General features: G+C 50.7%; 14 protein-coding genes. 13 read left to right on the forward strand and 1 reads right to left on the reverse strand.

What is annotated here, in order from left to right:
* Window positions 1-4: 4 nt before the first annotated feature.
* The 3 genes from VIS48_02235 to clpB all read left to right on the forward strand — a co-directional run bounded on the left by VIS48_02235 (window position 5) and on the right by clpB (window position 7,459).
* Complete coding sequence (locus VIS48_02235; protein HEY9164960.1) at window positions 5-2,587, forward strand: TIM-barrel domain-containing protein; 2,583 nt, start codon at window positions 5-7, stop codon at window positions 2,585-2,587.
* A gap of 245 nt (window positions 2,588-2,832) precedes the next feature.
* Complete coding sequence (dnaK, locus tag VIS48_02240; protein ID HEY9164961.1) at window positions 2,833-4,752, forward strand: molecular chaperone DnaK; 1,920 nt, start codon at window positions 2,833-2,835, stop codon at window positions 4,750-4,752.
* Between the two features lie 64 nt (window positions 4,753-4,816).
* Window positions 4,817-7,459, forward strand: a complete 2,643-nt coding sequence (gene clpB / locus VIS48_02245; protein HEY9164962.1) for an ATP-dependent chaperone ClpB — start codon at window positions 4,817-4,819, stop codon at window positions 7,457-7,459.
* 128 nt (window positions 7,460-7,587) lie between these two features.
* Here the strand turns inward: clpB and VIS48_02250 are convergent, their stop codons facing one another.
* Entirely contained in the window at window positions 7,588-8,583 is a 996-nt protein-coding gene (locus VIS48_02250; protein HEY9164963.1) for a phosphatase PAP2 family protein, read from the reverse strand.
* Between the two features lie 215 nt (window positions 8,584-8,798).
* On the opposite strand from VIS48_02250, the gene hisB reads away from it, so the two are divergent.
* The 10 genes from hisB to serS are packed head-to-tail and all read left to right on the forward strand — an operon-like array spanning window position 8,799 to window position 16,394.
* Entirely contained in the window at window positions 8,799-9,386 is a 588-nt protein-coding gene (gene hisB, locus VIS48_02255) for an imidazoleglycerol-phosphate dehydratase HisB (GenBank protein HEY9164964.1), read from the forward strand.
* On the forward strand, window positions 9,387-10,223 hold the full coding sequence (proC, locus tag VIS48_02260; GenBank protein HEY9164965.1) for a pyrroline-5-carboxylate reductase: 837 nt from the start codon (window positions 9,387-9,389) through the stop codon (window positions 10,221-10,223).
* Window positions 10,210-10,818 carry an imidazole glycerol phosphate synthase subunit HisH gene (gene hisH / locus VIS48_02265; GenBank protein HEY9164966.1) on the forward strand — a complete coding sequence of 203 codons (609 nt, stop codon included), beginning with the start codon at window positions 10,210-10,212 and terminating at the stop codon, window positions 10,816-10,818. The genes proC and hisH overlap by 14 nt, the downstream gene beginning before the upstream one ends.
* Before the next feature lies 1 nt (window position 10,819).
* Complete coding sequence (hisA, locus tag VIS48_02270) at window positions 10,820-11,584, forward strand: 1-(5-phosphoribosyl)-5-[(5-phosphoribosylamino)methylideneamino]imidazole-4-carboxamide isomerase (GenBank protein HEY9164967.1); 765 nt, start codon at window positions 10,820-10,822, stop codon at window positions 11,582-11,584.
* Window positions 11,578-12,408 (forward strand): imidazole glycerol phosphate synthase subunit HisF, encoded by an 831-nt coding sequence (gene hisF, locus VIS48_02275; GenBank protein ID HEY9164968.1) that lies wholly within the window; start codon window positions 11,578-11,580, stop codon window positions 12,406-12,408. Before hisA ends, hisF begins: the two co-directional genes overlap by 7 nt.
* Window positions 12,405-12,809 carry a phosphoribosyl-AMP cyclohydrolase gene (hisI, locus tag VIS48_02280; protein HEY9164969.1) on the forward strand — a complete coding sequence of 135 codons (405 nt, stop codon included), beginning with the start codon at window positions 12,405-12,407 and terminating at the stop codon, window positions 12,807-12,809. Before hisF ends, hisI begins: the two co-directional genes overlap by 4 nt.
* On the forward strand, window positions 12,806-13,273 hold the full coding sequence (purE, locus tag VIS48_02285) for a 5-(carboxyamino)imidazole ribonucleotide mutase (GenBank protein ID HEY9164970.1): 468 nt from the start codon (window positions 12,806-12,808) through the stop codon (window positions 13,271-13,273). The genes hisI and purE overlap by 4 nt, the downstream gene beginning before the upstream one ends.
* A gap of 10 nt (window positions 13,274-13,283) precedes the next feature.
* The gene (locus tag VIS48_02290; protein HEY9164971.1) at window positions 13,284-14,192 is read left to right on the forward strand and encodes a carbohydrate kinase family protein; all 909 of its coding nucleotides are present in this window, start codon (window positions 13,284-13,286) and stop codon (window positions 14,190-14,192) included.
* Window positions 14,179-15,096, forward strand: a complete 918-nt coding sequence (gene rfbD / locus VIS48_02295; GenBank protein ID HEY9164972.1) for a dTDP-4-dehydrorhamnose reductase — start codon at window positions 14,179-14,181, stop codon at window positions 15,094-15,096. The genes VIS48_02290 and rfbD overlap by 14 nt, the downstream gene beginning before the upstream one ends.
* Before the next feature lie 11 nt (window positions 15,097-15,107).
* Window positions 15,108-16,394 (forward strand): serine--tRNA ligase, encoded by a 1,287-nt coding sequence (gene serS, locus VIS48_02300; GenBank protein ID HEY9164973.1) that lies wholly within the window; start codon window positions 15,108-15,110, stop codon window positions 16,392-16,394.
* The last annotated feature ends 2 nt before the right edge of the window (window positions 16,395-16,396 follow it).

Raw genomic sequence — 16,396 nt, forward strand, 5'->3', positions numbered from 1 at the left:
GATTATGAAATCACTTACTAGATGGACATTTCAGCAGTTTGTCCCATTGGTTGCTCTATGTCTTGCAGTATATGTGCAGGATTCTAGGGCGCAAGAGTACAGATCGATGGCCAGCCCAAAATCGGAAGTCATCTCTGGACTTGCGAGATTCACGGTCCTGACGCGGCAAATGATAAGACTTGAATGGTCATCTGACGGCAAATTCGAAGACAGGCCATCTTTGGTATTTGTAAATCGTGATCTCCCCACGCCCGGTTTCGCTGTCTTCTCGGACGGCGGGTGGCTGGTTATCAATACCGGAAAGCTCGTGCTGAGATATTTGAAGAATTCCGGAGAGTTCACTGCGACGAATCTCTCGATCTCACTCGAAGTGGATGGCAAGAAGATAACGTGGCAGCCGGGCACGCCGAACTCGGGAAATCTGCTCGGCACTATCAGGACGCTCGACGGAGTAAAAGGTTCGATCGGACTTGAGCCGGGCCTCCTGTCGCGAGACGGCTGGTCGCTGATAGATGATAGTGATCATCCGCTATTTGATGACAGCAAATGGTCCTGGGTGGAGCCACGGCCGAATGGAAATCATCAAGACTGGTACTTTTTCGGCTACGGTCATGAATATAAAAAAGAACTCGGCGATTATGTCAAGGTCGCTGGAAGAATTCCGATGCCGCCGCGATATGCATTCGGCACGTGGTGGTCCAGATACTGGGCATACACGGACGAAGAGCTGAAAGGCTTGGTAAATCAATTCTCGGCTTTCAATCTCCCGCTCGACGTGCTGGTCGTGGATATGGACTGGCATCAGACATTCGATCTTCGCTGGTCCCGGTCAGTAGTTGACCAGGCAGGACAGGCGAAAGGTTGGACAGGCTACTCATGGGACAAAATCCTCTTCCCTGATCCTGCGGATTTCATGAAGTGGTGCAAGAACCGCGGGCTCAAGCTCACCTTCAACTTGCATCCCGCAGCAGGAATCGAACCGTGGGAAGATCATTACCCTGCGATGGCCTTGGCGATGGGTATAGATCCGGCAACAAAAAAGTATGTCCCGTTCGACATCACCGATAAAACATTCGCGGAAAACTATTTCAAGATAATCATCGATCCGCTCGAAAGAGAAGGAGTCGATTTCTGGTGGATGGATTGGCAGCAGTGGGACACAACAAGAATTCACGGACTCAATCCGACATGGTGGATCAACTACGCGTTTTATACGCATATGGAACGTGAGGATAATGAGAGACCCATGATACTTTCGAGATGGGGCGGGCTCGGCGACCATCGCTACGAAATCGGTTTTTCGGGAGATGTCATCACGGATTGGTCGTCGCTTGCATTTCAACCGTACTTTACTTCCACAGCGGCAAATGTCGGCTTCGGTTATTGGAGCCATGATATCGGTGGACACATTCCCGGGACGGTTTCACCCGAATTATATACGAGGTGGGTGCAGTGGGGCGCATTCAGTCCCATCCTGCGCACACACACAACGCGGAACGCGGAATCCGAGAGGCGTATCTGGGCATTTCCTTATCCGTATTTTAATGCGATGAAAGATGCCATTGAGTTGAGGCGGTCACTCATGCCTTATATTTACACAGCGGCACGCGAGACGTATGATACAGGTATCTCATTGGTACACCCGCTTTATTATGATTATCCCGATCAACCGGAATCTTACTCTTTCGAGGACGAGTACATGTTTGGTGATGACATCATGGTGGCGCCCGTTGTCGGTCCAATGGCCGGGGACACGCTTCTCACACTCCAAGATGTCTGGATTCCGCCGGGAAGCTGGATTGAATGGTACAGCGGGAGAAAATTTGTGGGTCCCGCTGTCGTCAAACGGAGATTTGCTATCGATGAAATTCCGGTCTACGTGAAGCAGGGTTCAATAATTCCTGCCACTGACCAGACGTCACATAATTTGTTGAAGCCAATTGACCAAATCACTCTCGTTATCTTTCCGGATAAAGCGGGCACATGCGAGCTTTATGAGGACGAAGGAAATTCGATTGGTTACACAAGAAGCGCTTTCGCTCGGACCAGAATATCATACTCGAGAGAGGATCGAAGCTCAATAAGACTCACAATAGAACCACTCTCCGGACACTATGAGGGAATGCCACAGGTGAAATCCTACGAAGTTAGACTCATGAACGTTTTACCTGTGGAATCTGTAATCGGTGGCGGATCCGGTACAAAATGGAATTATGACGGCGACAGGTTGATGGCAACAGTATTCATTCCCAGTGCAAGCGTACACAGGAGAATCAACATGAAGATTTCTTTTGCTCCGTCGGTTGATGACGAACAGCTTTATGGGATGGCAGGCAAAATAAAACGCTTGAAGGAAGGGATGGATATCTTGAATCATCTCTGGCCGGAAGATTGGTCGCCAGACTCGCTCATCGTAGCGGCTCAAACCGGAGACCGCATTTCTCTTTTTCCAAAGACAGCGGCGGCCGAAGTCAAACGGTTTTATTCGATTCTTCCGCTGCTCACTACCCAAATAGAGGGGCTGAAGGGAGACAAGACAATTGTTAATCGCGCGCTCGTCAGACTCGAAGGAACGCTGACAAAGTAATTCGGCTATCAGTCAGACCTCATCGCGCAGATTATTCTCTGATCTTCAGCGAGAACTGACAAAATTAACAACGACTGCCAATTTGTCATCCCAGGGCATTGGATTGGCATCGGATATCAACCAGTCCCCTCCGTATGATCCCTAAACGCTTCGGTTTGGCCGTTTTGTAGTGGCATGCAGATTGCCCGAATATGGTCACATGCAAATTTTCATGAAAGACGATTCAAACAAAGGAGAGATATAAGATGGCGAAAATTATTGGAATTGATCTGGGAACAACCAATTCATGTGTCGCAGTGATGGAGGGAAATACGCCGACCGTTATCGCGAACGCTGAAGGGGCCCGGACGACACCTTCAATCGTTGCCCAGTCAAAGACAGGAGAGTGGCTGGTTGGCGCTCCTGCGAAGAGGCAAGCAATAACGAATCCCCAGAATACTGTTTTCTCGATCAAGAGATTCATGGGACGATTCTATAATGAGGTGACGGAAGAGATGTCACGCGTACCTTATAAGGTTGTCAAGGGGCCGAACGATTCTGCGCGCGTCGAGATTTCCGGGAGGCAGTACTCGCCGCCCGAAATAAGCGCAATGATACTTCAGAAGATGAAGCAGACCGCGGAAGATTACCTCGGCGAGAAGATCACTGAAGCAGTAGTGACGGTCCCTGCTTACTTCAATGATGCTCAGCGTCAGGCCACCAAGGAGGCGGGAGAGGTCGCGGGATTGAACGTGCGCCGGATTATCAATGAGCCGACTGCCGCGGCACTCGCCTATGGTCTCGACAAGAAAACCAAGAATCTTAAAGTCGCCGTGTACGACCTTGGGGGCGGTACGTTCGATATTTCCATCCTCGAGCTCGGTGACGGCGTGTTCGAAGTGAAATCGACAAACGGTGACACTCACCTCGGCGGCGATGATTTCGATATGAAGGTCATGAACTATATCGCGGATGAATTTTTCAAGAACGAGAAGATCGATCTCAGAAAAGATCCCATGGCGCTGCAAAGGTTGAAGGAAGCCGCTGAAAAGGCGAAGATGGAACTGTCGACCCAGCTTCAAACTGAAATAAATCTTCCGTTCATCACTGCGACCCAGGACGGGCCGAAGCATATGAACATGACACTGACGAGAGCGAAACTCGAACAGCTGGTTGCGGATCTGATTCAGCGTACGGTCGACCCTGTCAAGAAAGCACTCTCCGACGCTAAGCTGTCGCCGGCAGAAATCGACGAGGTGATTCTCGTGGGTGGGATGACAAGGATGCCGAAGGTGCAGGAAACTGTGAAGACATACTTCAACAGGGAACCGCACAAAGGAGTCAACCCCGACGAGGTCGTCGCGATAGGAGCGAGCATCCAGGGCGCCGTTCTGACTGGAGAGATAAAAGACGTTCTCCTTCTTGACGTCACGCCGCTTTCTCTTGGCATCGAGACACTCGGCGGAGTCATGACGCCGTTGATACAGGCAAACACTACGATTCCGACCAGGAAGAGTGAAGTGTTCTCAACAGCTGCAGACAATCAAACATCGGTAGAGATTCACGTGCTGCAGGGTGAGCGACCGATGGCGAATGACAACAGGACTCTCGGACGTTTCATACTTGACGGGTTGCCGCCGGCCCCGCGCGGCCTGCCGCAGATCGATGTCGCATTCGACATCGACGCGAATGGCATCCTCCACGTTACAGCTAAGGACAAAGCAACGAGCAAGGAACAAAGTATTCGAATAACTTCTTCGAGCGGTTTGTCCCGAGAGGAGATAGATCGCATGAAGAAAGCTGCAGAAGAACACGCGGCCGAAGACAAATCGAAGAAAGAGGAAGTCGAAACTCGAAATCAGGCTGATAATCTTATCTTCCAGAGCAAGAAGCAGCTTCAAGAATTCGGTGAGAAGATTCCTGCGGACAAGAAGAAGACGCTGGAAGACGCAATTCAGAAGCTGGAAACGTCGGCGAAGACAGCGTCGCTCTCAGAGCTCAAGTCGGAAATTGAAGTGCTCAACAAGGCATGGAGCGAAGCGGCGACCTACATGTATCAACAAGCCCAATCGCAACCTCAGGGTGGACAGCAACAGCAGGGCCCCCAGCAAGGTACCACGGAAGAAAAAGGGCCCGGTCCCGAGAACGCCGACTATGAAATAATCGACGACAAAGACAAGAAATAATTCGTGATGATTAACAGCGGGAGGCTGCATTTCCTTGCCTCCCGCTTTTCACAAAGACATAATTATGAATCCCAATAAACTGACAGTAAAATCGCAGGAAGCGCTGGAACGGGCGCGTGTAATTGCATCTGAAAATCAACAACAGGCGATCGAGCCCGAACATCTCCTCCTCGCACTCGTTACAGACGAAGAGGGAGTTGTTTCATCGATCATGCAGAAAGCGGGTGTCAACTCAGATTACGTCAGAGGAAAGCTCGAAGAAAGCATAAGGAAATTTCCCCGGATCTCAGCCGGAGGCGTAACTAGCCAATATCTCTCGCAGCCCCTGGCACAGGTGCTCGACTCGGCTGAGAAGGAAGCATCTCAAATGAAAGATGAGTTTGTCAGCACAGAACATTTACTGCTGGGATTCCTTACCGCGCGGAACACAGATGCTTTCAAAATCTTGAACTCGCAGGGGCTGACGCATGAGCTCGTCCTTAAGGCTCTCAAAGAAGTTAGAGGAACTCAGCGTGTGGTCGATCAGAATCCCGAAGAGAAATACCAGTCGCTCGAAAAGTTCGGCCGTGACTTGACCGATCTCGCGAGAAAGGGGAAACTCGATCCCGTGATCGGCCGCGATGACGAAATCAGGAGAGTCCTCCAGGTTCTCGAGAGAAGAACAAAGAATAACCCAGTCTTAATTGGAGACCCTGGCGTCGGTAAGACGGCCGTTGTGGAAGGGATCGCAAGGAGGATCGCGACCGGCGATGTTCCCAACAGCCTGAAATCAAAGCGCATAGTAGAGCTGGATATGGGAACCCTGGTGGCCGGAACCGGCTATCGGGGTCAATTTGAAGACAGGCTCAAGTCGATTATCAAGGAAGTCGTTGAGTCGAACGGCGAGGTAATCCTCTTCATGGACGAGCTGCACACTCTAGTCGGAGCTGGAGCAGCGCAGGGTTCGGTAGACGCTTCGAACATGCTGAAGCCGGCACTCGCGCGCGGCGAGCTAAGAGCGATCGGCGCGACCACTATAAACGAGTATAGGAAATATATCGAGAAAGATCCGGCGCTGGAAAGGAGATTCCAGCCCATCATGGTCGATGAGCCGACGATCGAAGACACGATCTCAATTTTAAGAGGACTCAAGGAGAGGTATGAAGTTCACCATGGGGTCAGAATCACGGACGGCGCTATCGTTGCAGCCGCACAGCTGAGCAACAGGTACATAACCGACCGTTTCCTCCCCGACAAAGCGATCGATCTGATAGACGAGGCGGCTTCAAAGCTGAGAATCGAGATGGATTCGCTCCCGGAGGAGCTTGATGAAGTCGAAAGAAAAATCAAACAACTCGAGATCGAGAAGGAAGCCGTCAGGCGTGAAAAAGATGACGAGTCGCAGAAGAGGCTGAATGTCATCGAAAGGGAGCTTGCGGATCTCCGCGAGCAAAGCACGAAGTTGAGAAGCCATTGGCAGGTTGAAAAAGAATTGATCCAGACGATTCAAAAATCAAAAGAGGACATCGAGCGTCTGAAGATAGAATCCGATAAAGCCGAACGCGAGGGAAATCTTGGAAAGGTTGCAGAGATCAGATATGGCGAGATTATCGGAATAGAAAAGAGGATGAAGGAGTCGTCGCAGCGCCTCGCAGAAGTCCAGCGGAACAGCAAAATGTTGAAGGAAGAAGTGGATTCTGAGGACATCGCGGAAATAGTATCGAAGTGGACAGGAATTCCGGTGACAAGGATGTTGGAGAGCGAGAGGGGCAAGCTTCTTCATATCGAAGAGCGGATTCACGAACGCCTGGTGGACCAGGAAGAGGCTGTGTCCGCGGTGGCAAACGCAGTTCGCAGAGCAAGGGCCGGCCTCCAGGACGAGAAAAGACCGATCGGTTCATTTATCTTTGTCGGGTCGACCGGTGTCGGCAAGACCGAACTTGCCCGCGCTCTCGCGGAGGTTCTCTTCGACGACGAGGATGCAATGGTTCGTATCGATATGTCCGAGTACACGGAGAAATTCTCAGTCTCCAGATTGATGGGTGCACCTCCCGGATATGTAGGATACGAGGAGGGCGGCCAGCTTACTGAGGCGGTCAGACGAAAACCCTACTCGGTCGTGTTGTTGGATGAAATCGAGAAAGCACATCCTGAGGTCTTTAATGTGCTCCTGCAAGTGCTTGATGACGGTAGGCTCACCGATAGCAAGGGAAGGACAGTAAATTTCAAAAACACCATCATCATCATGACATCGAACATAGGCTCGCAGCTCGTTCAGCAGAAGATCGAGTCCTCGACTGAACGTAATCGCGCGGAGATGATGGAAAGTTTGAAGACTGATCTGTTCAACCTTTTGAAACAAACGATAAGGCCGGAGTTTCTCAATCGTGTAGACGAAATAATCGTGTTCAAGCCGCTGAGACGTGAAGACATCCGGAATATTGTCGATCTCCAGCTCCGAAGGATTATGTCGAGGATCAACGAAAACAATAACATAAAGCTGGAAGTGAGCGATAGGGCTAAACTCTTTCTTGCAGACGCCGGCTATGATCCTACGTTCGGGGCAAGACCTTTGAAACGCACGATTCAGAAATATATTTCAAACCCGTTGGCGGAAAAAATTCTCGCGGGTGAGTTCGAACCCGGTAACGCGATTGAAGTTGATGTGCCTGAATCCGGCAAGGTGGAGTTCAAGAAAGTTCGGAACCACGCCGAAGTCTCGAAATAAATTTCTCATCACATATCTCTCCGATGAGAGCCCGTCCAGCTTCTTTGGGCGGGCTTCGTCTTTGTATAGGCGACTCGGTTACATGAGTTTCGTGTCAGGCCGCTTCTGAAAGCACGGCATACTGGCGCCTAAAAGGAAAGCCCCAGATCTACACCGAGGCCGTTCTGCATTAAGACCGGCTCGAATGAAAGTTTCGGAGAATAGTTTCCGGAAGACGAATCAAGATGAACGTTTAAGGGATGAGATGCTATTTCACCAAACGAATAACCAAGAACGATGCCGAGCGGGATGTCGCTCCACCAATGAATCCCGTATGCGACCAGACTCGATGAAATCATTCCAAGCACCACGTAGCCCGCGGGTTTCAGCCACGTGACCTCCGGATAATTCTCTGCAATCACAATTAGTGTCGTCGTAGCGGTGGCAATGTGACCGGATGGAAATGAATCGTAATGGGGCACATGCTTCAAGTAGGCGAGTTGGCCGGGAAAGAAAGTCCAGTCTCCGCCTATTTCTGACGCGACCTCCGGTCGTTCTCTCCCTGTCGCGTGCTTTAGAAATTGCACGACTGCGCCGGTGGCAAGGATCGCCTCGGTCACTTCACTTGCGGTCCGAAGTGCGCGAGAGTCGTTAAACGCGAAACCGTAAGTCGCGAAGGCTCCGACAATCCCGAATTGAAACCGACCGTCGCCGACAAATACCATATCGTTTGAGAAGCCGCGGAATCCACGATGCCTGTTGTACCAGCCGCTCTCAGCTTGCCACAGGCCATTGTCAGCAGCCATAAGTCCGGCTGTCAATCCGGCAATCCCAACTGCCAGCGGTATGTTTTCTGTCCGAAAGGATTGGAGTCCGAATCTCTCCCAGTCGCCTGGTAATCTGGTGATCATTTCATACCAACGCGGCACATAAACAGATTTTGCTCCGCCTGTCGAGGTCATCACCAGGGAGTCGGCGCGAATTACCGAGTTACTGTCGGATCTAGTGTCGTGAGCCGGACCTCCTGTCATCGGCCCAACTGCAAACGCTTGGCTCGACATTGTGGAACAGATGATGAGGCTGAAAATCAGGAAAAGTGTTTGGCGCGTGTCGAGTAGTGCCGCGGAAAATGTGCCTCTCTTCAATGGATAGCCTCCTGACTTTGCCAGCCGCTCGTGTGTGCGAATCATCCTTGCCTAATGTCCATTTAACATCCTAACCAAGAGTTTAGTTCATGGTATTTTTCCTGGTCATTGTTTGTCGCGGAAACCTCATTTTGTTAAGCTGGAAGGTCAGTCATCCTTCGGCGCCCTGAATTCTTGCATTTCTGTCATAAAATCAGCATTTTGAATTAAAAAAAGTGGCACGAAAAGCATCTATCGATCGTAATACCAGGGAAACAAAGATTTCTTGTTCTGTAAACCTGGACGGTACAGGTAATTCAAATGTCGCGTCGGGGATCAGGTTTTTTGATCACATGCTCGAGCTGTTTTCAAAGCACAGCCTGATCGATCTGACTCTCAAGTCGAAAGGTGATGTTGACATCGACGATCACCACACCGTTGAAGATGTGGCGATTGTTATCGGAAAATGCATTGACAAAGCGCTCAATGAGAAGAAGGGTATCTCTCGATACGGTTCAGCTTACGTTCCTATGGATGAGTCGCTTGCCAGATGTGTTGTCGACCTGTCCGGTCGGGGTTACTGCGTCTTCAAGGCGGAGTTTACACGCCCGAAGGTAAACGACCTGTCGACGGAAATGGTCGAACACTTCTTCAGATCGCTGGCGGATAACCTCAAGGCGAATGTCCATGTCGAGCTGATCTACGGCAAGAACAATCATCATCGCGTTGAGGCACTCTTTAAAAGCTGTGCTGTAGCGCTCCGAGAGGCTGTTGCTATAAATCCGAGAATAAAAGGAATTCAATCAACCAAGGGAAAATTGTAAATGTTAAGCGACAAGACGATCGGTGTAATAGGAGCTGGCCATATCGGGTCTGCGGTCATCGGCGGATTATTAAAAGCGAAGCTGACATCTCCGAAAAATATTTATGCTTCAAGGAGAAGCGCTGAGAGTCTCGAGGAACTTCAGAAACAATTCGGGATTCACACAACTTCAGATAATCGCAAAGTTGCCAGGGTATCCGATATTTTGTTGATTGCGGTTAAACCGCAGAATTCAAAACAGGTTCTGAGTGAAATCAAAGATTCGGTCAAGCCGTCGCAACTTATCATTAGTGTGATGGCAGGAATAAAGACGACTTTCATAAACACCGCGCTCGGAGTCTCCTGCCCGGTAATCAGATCAATGCCAAACACACCGGCGATGGTCGACGCCGGTGCAACTGCCATTTCGAAAGGGAAGTTCGCAGACGACGACCATCTCAAAATCGCCAACACGATTTTCAAATCCGTAGGAACCGTGGAAATTGTACCTGAGCACTTGCTTGACGCCGTCACGGGACTAAGCGGAAGCGGTCCTGCATATATCTATATGGTGATCGAGGCCATGACTGATGGCGGCGTGAAAATGGGAATCCCGAGGCAAATTGCATTCAGACTCGCGGCTCAGACCGTCTTTGGATCAGCTAAGCTCGTCATCGAAACCGGAAAGCATCCGGCGATCTTGAAGGATGAGGTCACAACGCCGGGTGGTACCGCGATCGCCGCAGTCCATGAATTGGAAACTTACGGGCTAAGGACGATGCTGATCAATGCCGTCTCGACCGCGACTGCTAGAAGCAAAGAGCTGAGCAAGCTTATCGAAGAGAATGACGACTTATAACGTCACGGTTGTCGATTACCGTACGAGCAACCTACTTTCGATTGTGAAGGCATTCCAGAAAGTCGGTGCAACGGTCGAGTTGACCCAGAGTCCGGAGAGGATCAGAAATTCTTCAAGACTTGTGCTCCCGGGTGTTGGAGCGTTCGGTGCAGCGATGAGGAACATAGAATCACTCGGCATCGGCAGGGCAATCATGGAATTCGGCAAAGGCGGTGCGCCACTTCTTGGTGTCTGCCTTGGAATGCAACTGCTGTTCACTGTTAGCTTCGAGCGCGGCGTATACGACGGGCTTGGCCTGATTCCCGGCGAAGTAGTCTCTTTCAATTCATCCGTGAAAGTCCCTCACATCGGCTGGAACCAGGTCGATTTCGTGAAGCGCTCGAAGCTGTTTTCCGGACTCAATGACAAAGAGTTCGCTTATTTCGTTCATTCTTATTTTGTGAAGACAGATCCAGAAAATGTCTCGGGCTCGACCCAGTATGGTGTCACGTTTCCCTCAGTCGTTGAAAAGGAAAACATATTCGGAATTCAGTTTCATCCGGAGAAGAGTCAGACTTTCGGTCTGACAATTCTGGAAAATTTTCTGAAGATTTAAAATGATACTCGTGATTCCCGCAATAGACTTGAGAAACGGTAAGTGCGTCAGGCTGATCCACGGTGAGGCAGGAACCGAGAAGATTTATTCCGACGATCCGGTAAAAACCGCAATCGTTTGGCGCGGTGAAAACTTCAAAGCACTTCACGTGGTGGATCTTGATGGCGCGTTCGAAGGAAAACTTGTGAACTTCGATACCCTGAAGTGCATTGTGGAAGCGGTTGATATCCCGGTCCAGTTTGGTGGAGGATTGCGCAAATACGAGGATGCGAAGAGGGCCCTGGACGCGGGCGTTTACAGGGTCATTATAGGTACGGCTGCCGTCGAGAACAGGAAAATGCTTCTGCGGCTTCTCAAGGATTTCGGTCCTCGACGGATCGCGGTGGGGATAGACGCACTAAACGGCGTCGTCCAGATCAAAGGGTGGAAACGATCGGGAGACATTTCCGCCGCAAAGCTCGGGAAGGAACTCAAGGAGGAGGGGATAGTCAGGGTAATCTATACGGACATTTCCCGTGACGGGGCTCTCGAAGGCGCTAACATTGACGCACTGAGAAGCTTTGCTCTCGAAACTGGCCTCCGGATCACTGCCTCAGGCGGCGTGACCTCGTATGAAGATCTCATTAAGTTGCAGGAGCTGGAACCCTACGGTGTGGACTCCGTGATTATTGGGAAGGCACTTTACGAAAACAAATTTCCGTGCGAGGGACTCTGGCGTGTTAACGAGAAGTCTCTCGAAGACCTTGGCCCGACGCGCCGATGTTAGCAAAAAGAATCATACCTTGCCTCGACGTCGATGCAGGAAGGGTTGTCAAGGGAATTAATTTTGTCAACCTTCGAGACGCGGGCGATCCCGTCGATTCTGCAAAGTTTTATGAAAGCGAGGGCGCTGACGAGATTATATTTCTCGACATAACTGCGAGCGTGGACGATCGCGGGACAATGCTCAACGTGGTCAGACAGACTGCCGAAACTGTTTTCCTCCCCTTTACGGTCGGCGGCGGAATCCGCACAGTGGATGATGTGAGGACAATCCTGTCGAACGGAGCTGACAAAGTAAGTCTGAACACTGCCGCTATCCTTACCCCGGACCTTATTTCCGACGCTGCTGAGGAATTTGGAGTTCAGTGCATCGTAATCGCGGTCGACGCTAAGAAAGTCAACGGATCGGTATCCAAAGATAGAATGACTGTGCCGGTCGCGCTCGAGAGACTGATGATTGAAAAGATCCAAGCACCTTGCGGTTATGAAGTGTACATTAATGGAGGACGAACGCCCACGGGACTCGATGCCGTCGAATGGACGAGATACGCCGCGAATAGCGGCGGCGGAGAAATCCTCCTGACCAGCATCGACAGGGATGGAACATCCAGCGGTTACGACGTCGAGCTGCTCAAGAAGATATCGGGGTGCGTGAATGTACCCGTGATCGCGAGCGGTGGAGCGGGTACACTCGATCATTTTCACGAGGCGATTGAGAAAGGTGGCGCCGACGCCGTCCTCGCCGCATCGGTTTTCCATTTTGGCACGTTTACAATCAAACAGGTGAAAAACTATTTGTCGGATAAAGGTGTTACTGTGAGACTATGATTGACTTTAACAAGATAAAAAGCGAATTGAAATTCGGGAGCGACGGACTCGTAACTGCGGTCGCGCAGGATTACTCCACCGGGGAGATCCTCATGCTGGCACACATGAACGAGGAAAGCATTCGTAAAACTGTCGAAACAGGACAAGCTGTTTACTGGAGCCGGTCCAGGAAGAGACTTTGGCACAAGGGGGAAGAATCCGGAAACGTTCAGAACGTCAGGGAAATCCTCGTTGATTGCGATGGAGACGCCGTGGTGCTCAAGGTGGAGCAGGTAGGTGGTGCCGCGTGTCATACAGGTCACCGTTCTTGTTTCCACAGAAAGGTTTCTGACGCGGGGCTTGTTGAAGTGGGCAAGCGAGTTTTTGATCCGGAGAAAGTTTACAAGCACAAGGGAGAATGATGTCAAAACCCAAAGTCGCTGTCCTGATCGGGAGCAAGTCGGACGAATCCGCTATATCGGAAGCTTTCCCGTATCTGGATTACTTCGGCATCCAGCATGAACTTCACGTGCTGAGCGCGCACCGCAATCCGAAGGAGACTTCGGAGTTCGCCTCGAACGCGGAGAAAAACGGTTATAGTCTCATTATTGCGGGCGCAGGAATGGCAGCCCACCTTCCGGGAGTTGTAGCAAGTTTGACCACGCTTCCGGTCATAGGAGTCCCACTTAGCGGCTCTGAGCTTTCGGGAGTGGATGCGCTCTACTCGATAGTGCAGATGCCCCCCGGCATACCTGTGGCGACAGTCGCTATCGGCAAAGCCGGCGCTAAGAACGCTGGAGTGCTTGCTGCGGAAATAATCGGCCTCTCTGACGGCGAAGTGAAGAAGAAACTGGTCGAGTTCAGGTCGAAAGGCTCGAAACTCTGACGCGGCTCCGATGCGAATCCTTGTAATCGGTGAACCCTGCATAGACGTCATTCATAAGGCCGACGGCAGGGTATACAATGAGCACGGCGGGATTTCTTATTCAGTTGTTGCGGCCGGAATCCTCGGTGACGGAATCGAAATCGTTCCGGTCATAGGAGTTCACGATGAAGACCGTGAGTATTTCGCCGGCCTCTTCGGCAAAATCCCATCGGTGGATCTCCGGGGTATTTATCATGCAAACAATCCGACCAGAAGAGTGAATCTGTTTTACCAGGACGAAAACAACCGGTGGGAGTGCAGCACTCAACCTATAAGTCCCACGACACTTGAAGCAATTCGGCCTTTCCTGCCGGCAGATGGGATACATGTAAACCTGATAAGTGGAAGCGATCTGGCTCTTACAACTCTGGCGGAGCTTCGCGCAGTTTCGCATGCGTCTCATATTCATCTCGATCTTCATAATATCGTCATGAAGCACTTGCCCGATTCGAAACGCGTGAGAGTACCCCGAGCAGATTACCTCGATTGGTGTTCGCTCGCCGATAGTGTCCAACTCAACGAAGAGGAAGCGAAAGTGATCGACACTAACGGGCCTGGAATTCGGGAGCTCGCGTGCAAAATCCTCAATTCGGGACCGGGTGCGGTCGTTGTGACATTGGCCGAAAGGGGAGCAATGCTTTACCAAAAAGAAAACAAGAATGTAGTTGAATACCATCTCGAACCCAAGTCGGTTGAAATCGTTGACCCGACCGGGAGTGGCGATGTGTTCGGCGCTTCGTTCCTCCATGCTGTCGTGAAAGGAGCTGGTTATCTCGAGGCAGCCCAATTTGCTGTAAGTATGGCGTCAAGAAAAGTGTCTGTTGCCGGACCAGCGGCGATGCTCGATTGGAAATTGGTGGGAATGAATGAACCGAGATAGAATCCTTGTTGCCGGCGCGCGCGGTCTCCTGGGTCAGAAGATTGTTGAGGTCTTCGAAAGGGAATCCGAATATGAACTCATTCGCTGCGGGATCGAGGAAGAAGGAGAAGATTTTCTCACACTGGACATTACTGACCGTGAGAAAGTCGTGGACACGGTGTCGACCTATAAGCCGTCGATAATAATCAACGCGGCCGCGTTCACTGACGTGGACGGCGCTGAACGTCAGAAGGAAATTGCCTACAAAATTAACGCTACTGCAGTCGGTTATCTGGCGGAAGCAGCAAACATTTTCGGATGCAAGCTGGTGCACGTGTCGACCGACTATGTTTTCAACGGGCTGAAGGGAAGTTATTCCGAAGAGTCGGTACCGGAACCGGTGAACTACTACGGTCGTACAAAGCTGGCCGGTGAAAATCTTGTAATATCGAAGGTCGGTGATTTTGCAATTCTTCGAACTCAGGTCCTCTACGGATATGCGTCAAATGTAAAAAAGAATTTTGTCCTCTGGGTCATTGATAAACTCTCGAAGAGCGAAGAGATCAGTGTCGTGACCGACCAGGTCGGAAACCCGACTCTTGCAGACGAACTTGCCTTTGCTATATTGAAAGTCTGTCAGAAGAATGCGCGCGGGCTGTACCACGTATCGGGCTTCGAGACGGTCTCGCGCTTCGAGTTTGCCCGGGAGATCGCATCCGTTTTCAATCTCGATTTTGAACTTGTGAAACCGATCAAGACGCATGACCTTACGCAATTAGCGAGACGTCCTCTCAATTCCAGTTTCGTTTGTTTGAAGGCTCAAACGGACCTCGGCATAGGAATGCCTTCTATAAAAGATTCTCTCCTCCTTATGAAACAGCAGATGAAGCGAGCGGGAATCATCGAAAAAACTTTCAAGAACTGACGGCGGAGAAAATGCTCGACCTGAAATTCATACGGGAAAATCCACAATTGGTGCGGGAAGCTATTCGTCACAAGAAGGAGACGGACCACCTCGACGAAATACTCGCCCTTGATTCCAAACGGCGAGACCTCATCCAAAAGTCTGACGCAATAAAAAGCGAGCGCAACAGGATCGCGGAAGAGGTGGCAAAGCTAAAGCAGCAGAAGAAGGACGCCTCAACCCTGATTGCCGATGGGAAGCTAAGAGGTGAATCTCTGAAAGGCGTTGAAGCTGAGTTGAAGGAAGTTGAGGAAAAGCTTAATGATCTCCTCCTTTTTGTTCCGAACGTTCCTCATTCGTCGGTGCCCATCGGAACTGGTGCGGCTCAAAACGTCGAAGTGAGAAGGTGGGGAGACGTAAGCGAGAAGAAGAGTGCAGACTTCAAACTTCTTGATCATTTGGCGCTCGGCGAAAAGTTGGGAATCCTTGATTTTGGACGAGGCAGTAAAGTCTCCGGCGCAGGCTTTCCGGTTTATCTTGGGAAGGGTGCCTCTTTGGAGCGAGCTCTGATAAACTTTATGCTTGATTTGCATGTTAATAAACATAGCTACACCGAGGTGTTTCCGCCGTTCATGGTAAATCAGGCATCGATGCGCGGTACCGGTCAGCTTCCCAAAATGGCTGAGGATATGTATCACTGTGAGATTGACGACTTATATCTTATCCCAACTGCGGAGGTTCCTGTCACGAACTTACGACGCGACGAGATCATTCCGGCTGAACAGCTTCCAATCAAGTATGTCGCTTATTCGGCATGCTTCAGACGTGAAGCTGGAAGCTGGGGAAAAGAGTCTCGCGGATTTCTGCGTGTCCATCAATTCAATAAGGTGGAACTCGTCAAGTTCACAAAACCGGAAGACTCGTACGAGGAGCTGGAAAAACTGGTCTCGGATGTGGAGGAAGTTTTGCAGCTTCTAAATATTCCCTACAAGGTAATGCTTCTTAGCACAGGTGACTTGAGTTTTTCGGCTGCGAAATGCTATGACATAGAGGTATTCGCGCCTGCGACGGAGGCGCGAGATGGATGGCTGGAGGCTTCGAGTTGCTCAAACTTCGAGAGCTTTCAGGCAAGGCGCGCAAACATCAGGTTCAAGAGAGACCCGAAGGCGAAACCGGAATTCGTCCACACTCTGAACGGCTCCGGGCTTGCCACGTCGCGTCTCATGGTCGCACTGATGGAGAATTATCAGACACCGGAAGGAAAGATCATCGTTCCAAAAGCACTTCACAAGTACACTGGATTCACGGTGATTGAATAGAT

The sequence above is a fragment of the Candidatus Kryptoniota bacterium genome (genome assembly GCA_036567965.1).
Classification (GTDB): Bacteria; Bacteroidota; Ignavibacteria; order Kryptoniales; family JAKASW01; genus JAKASW01.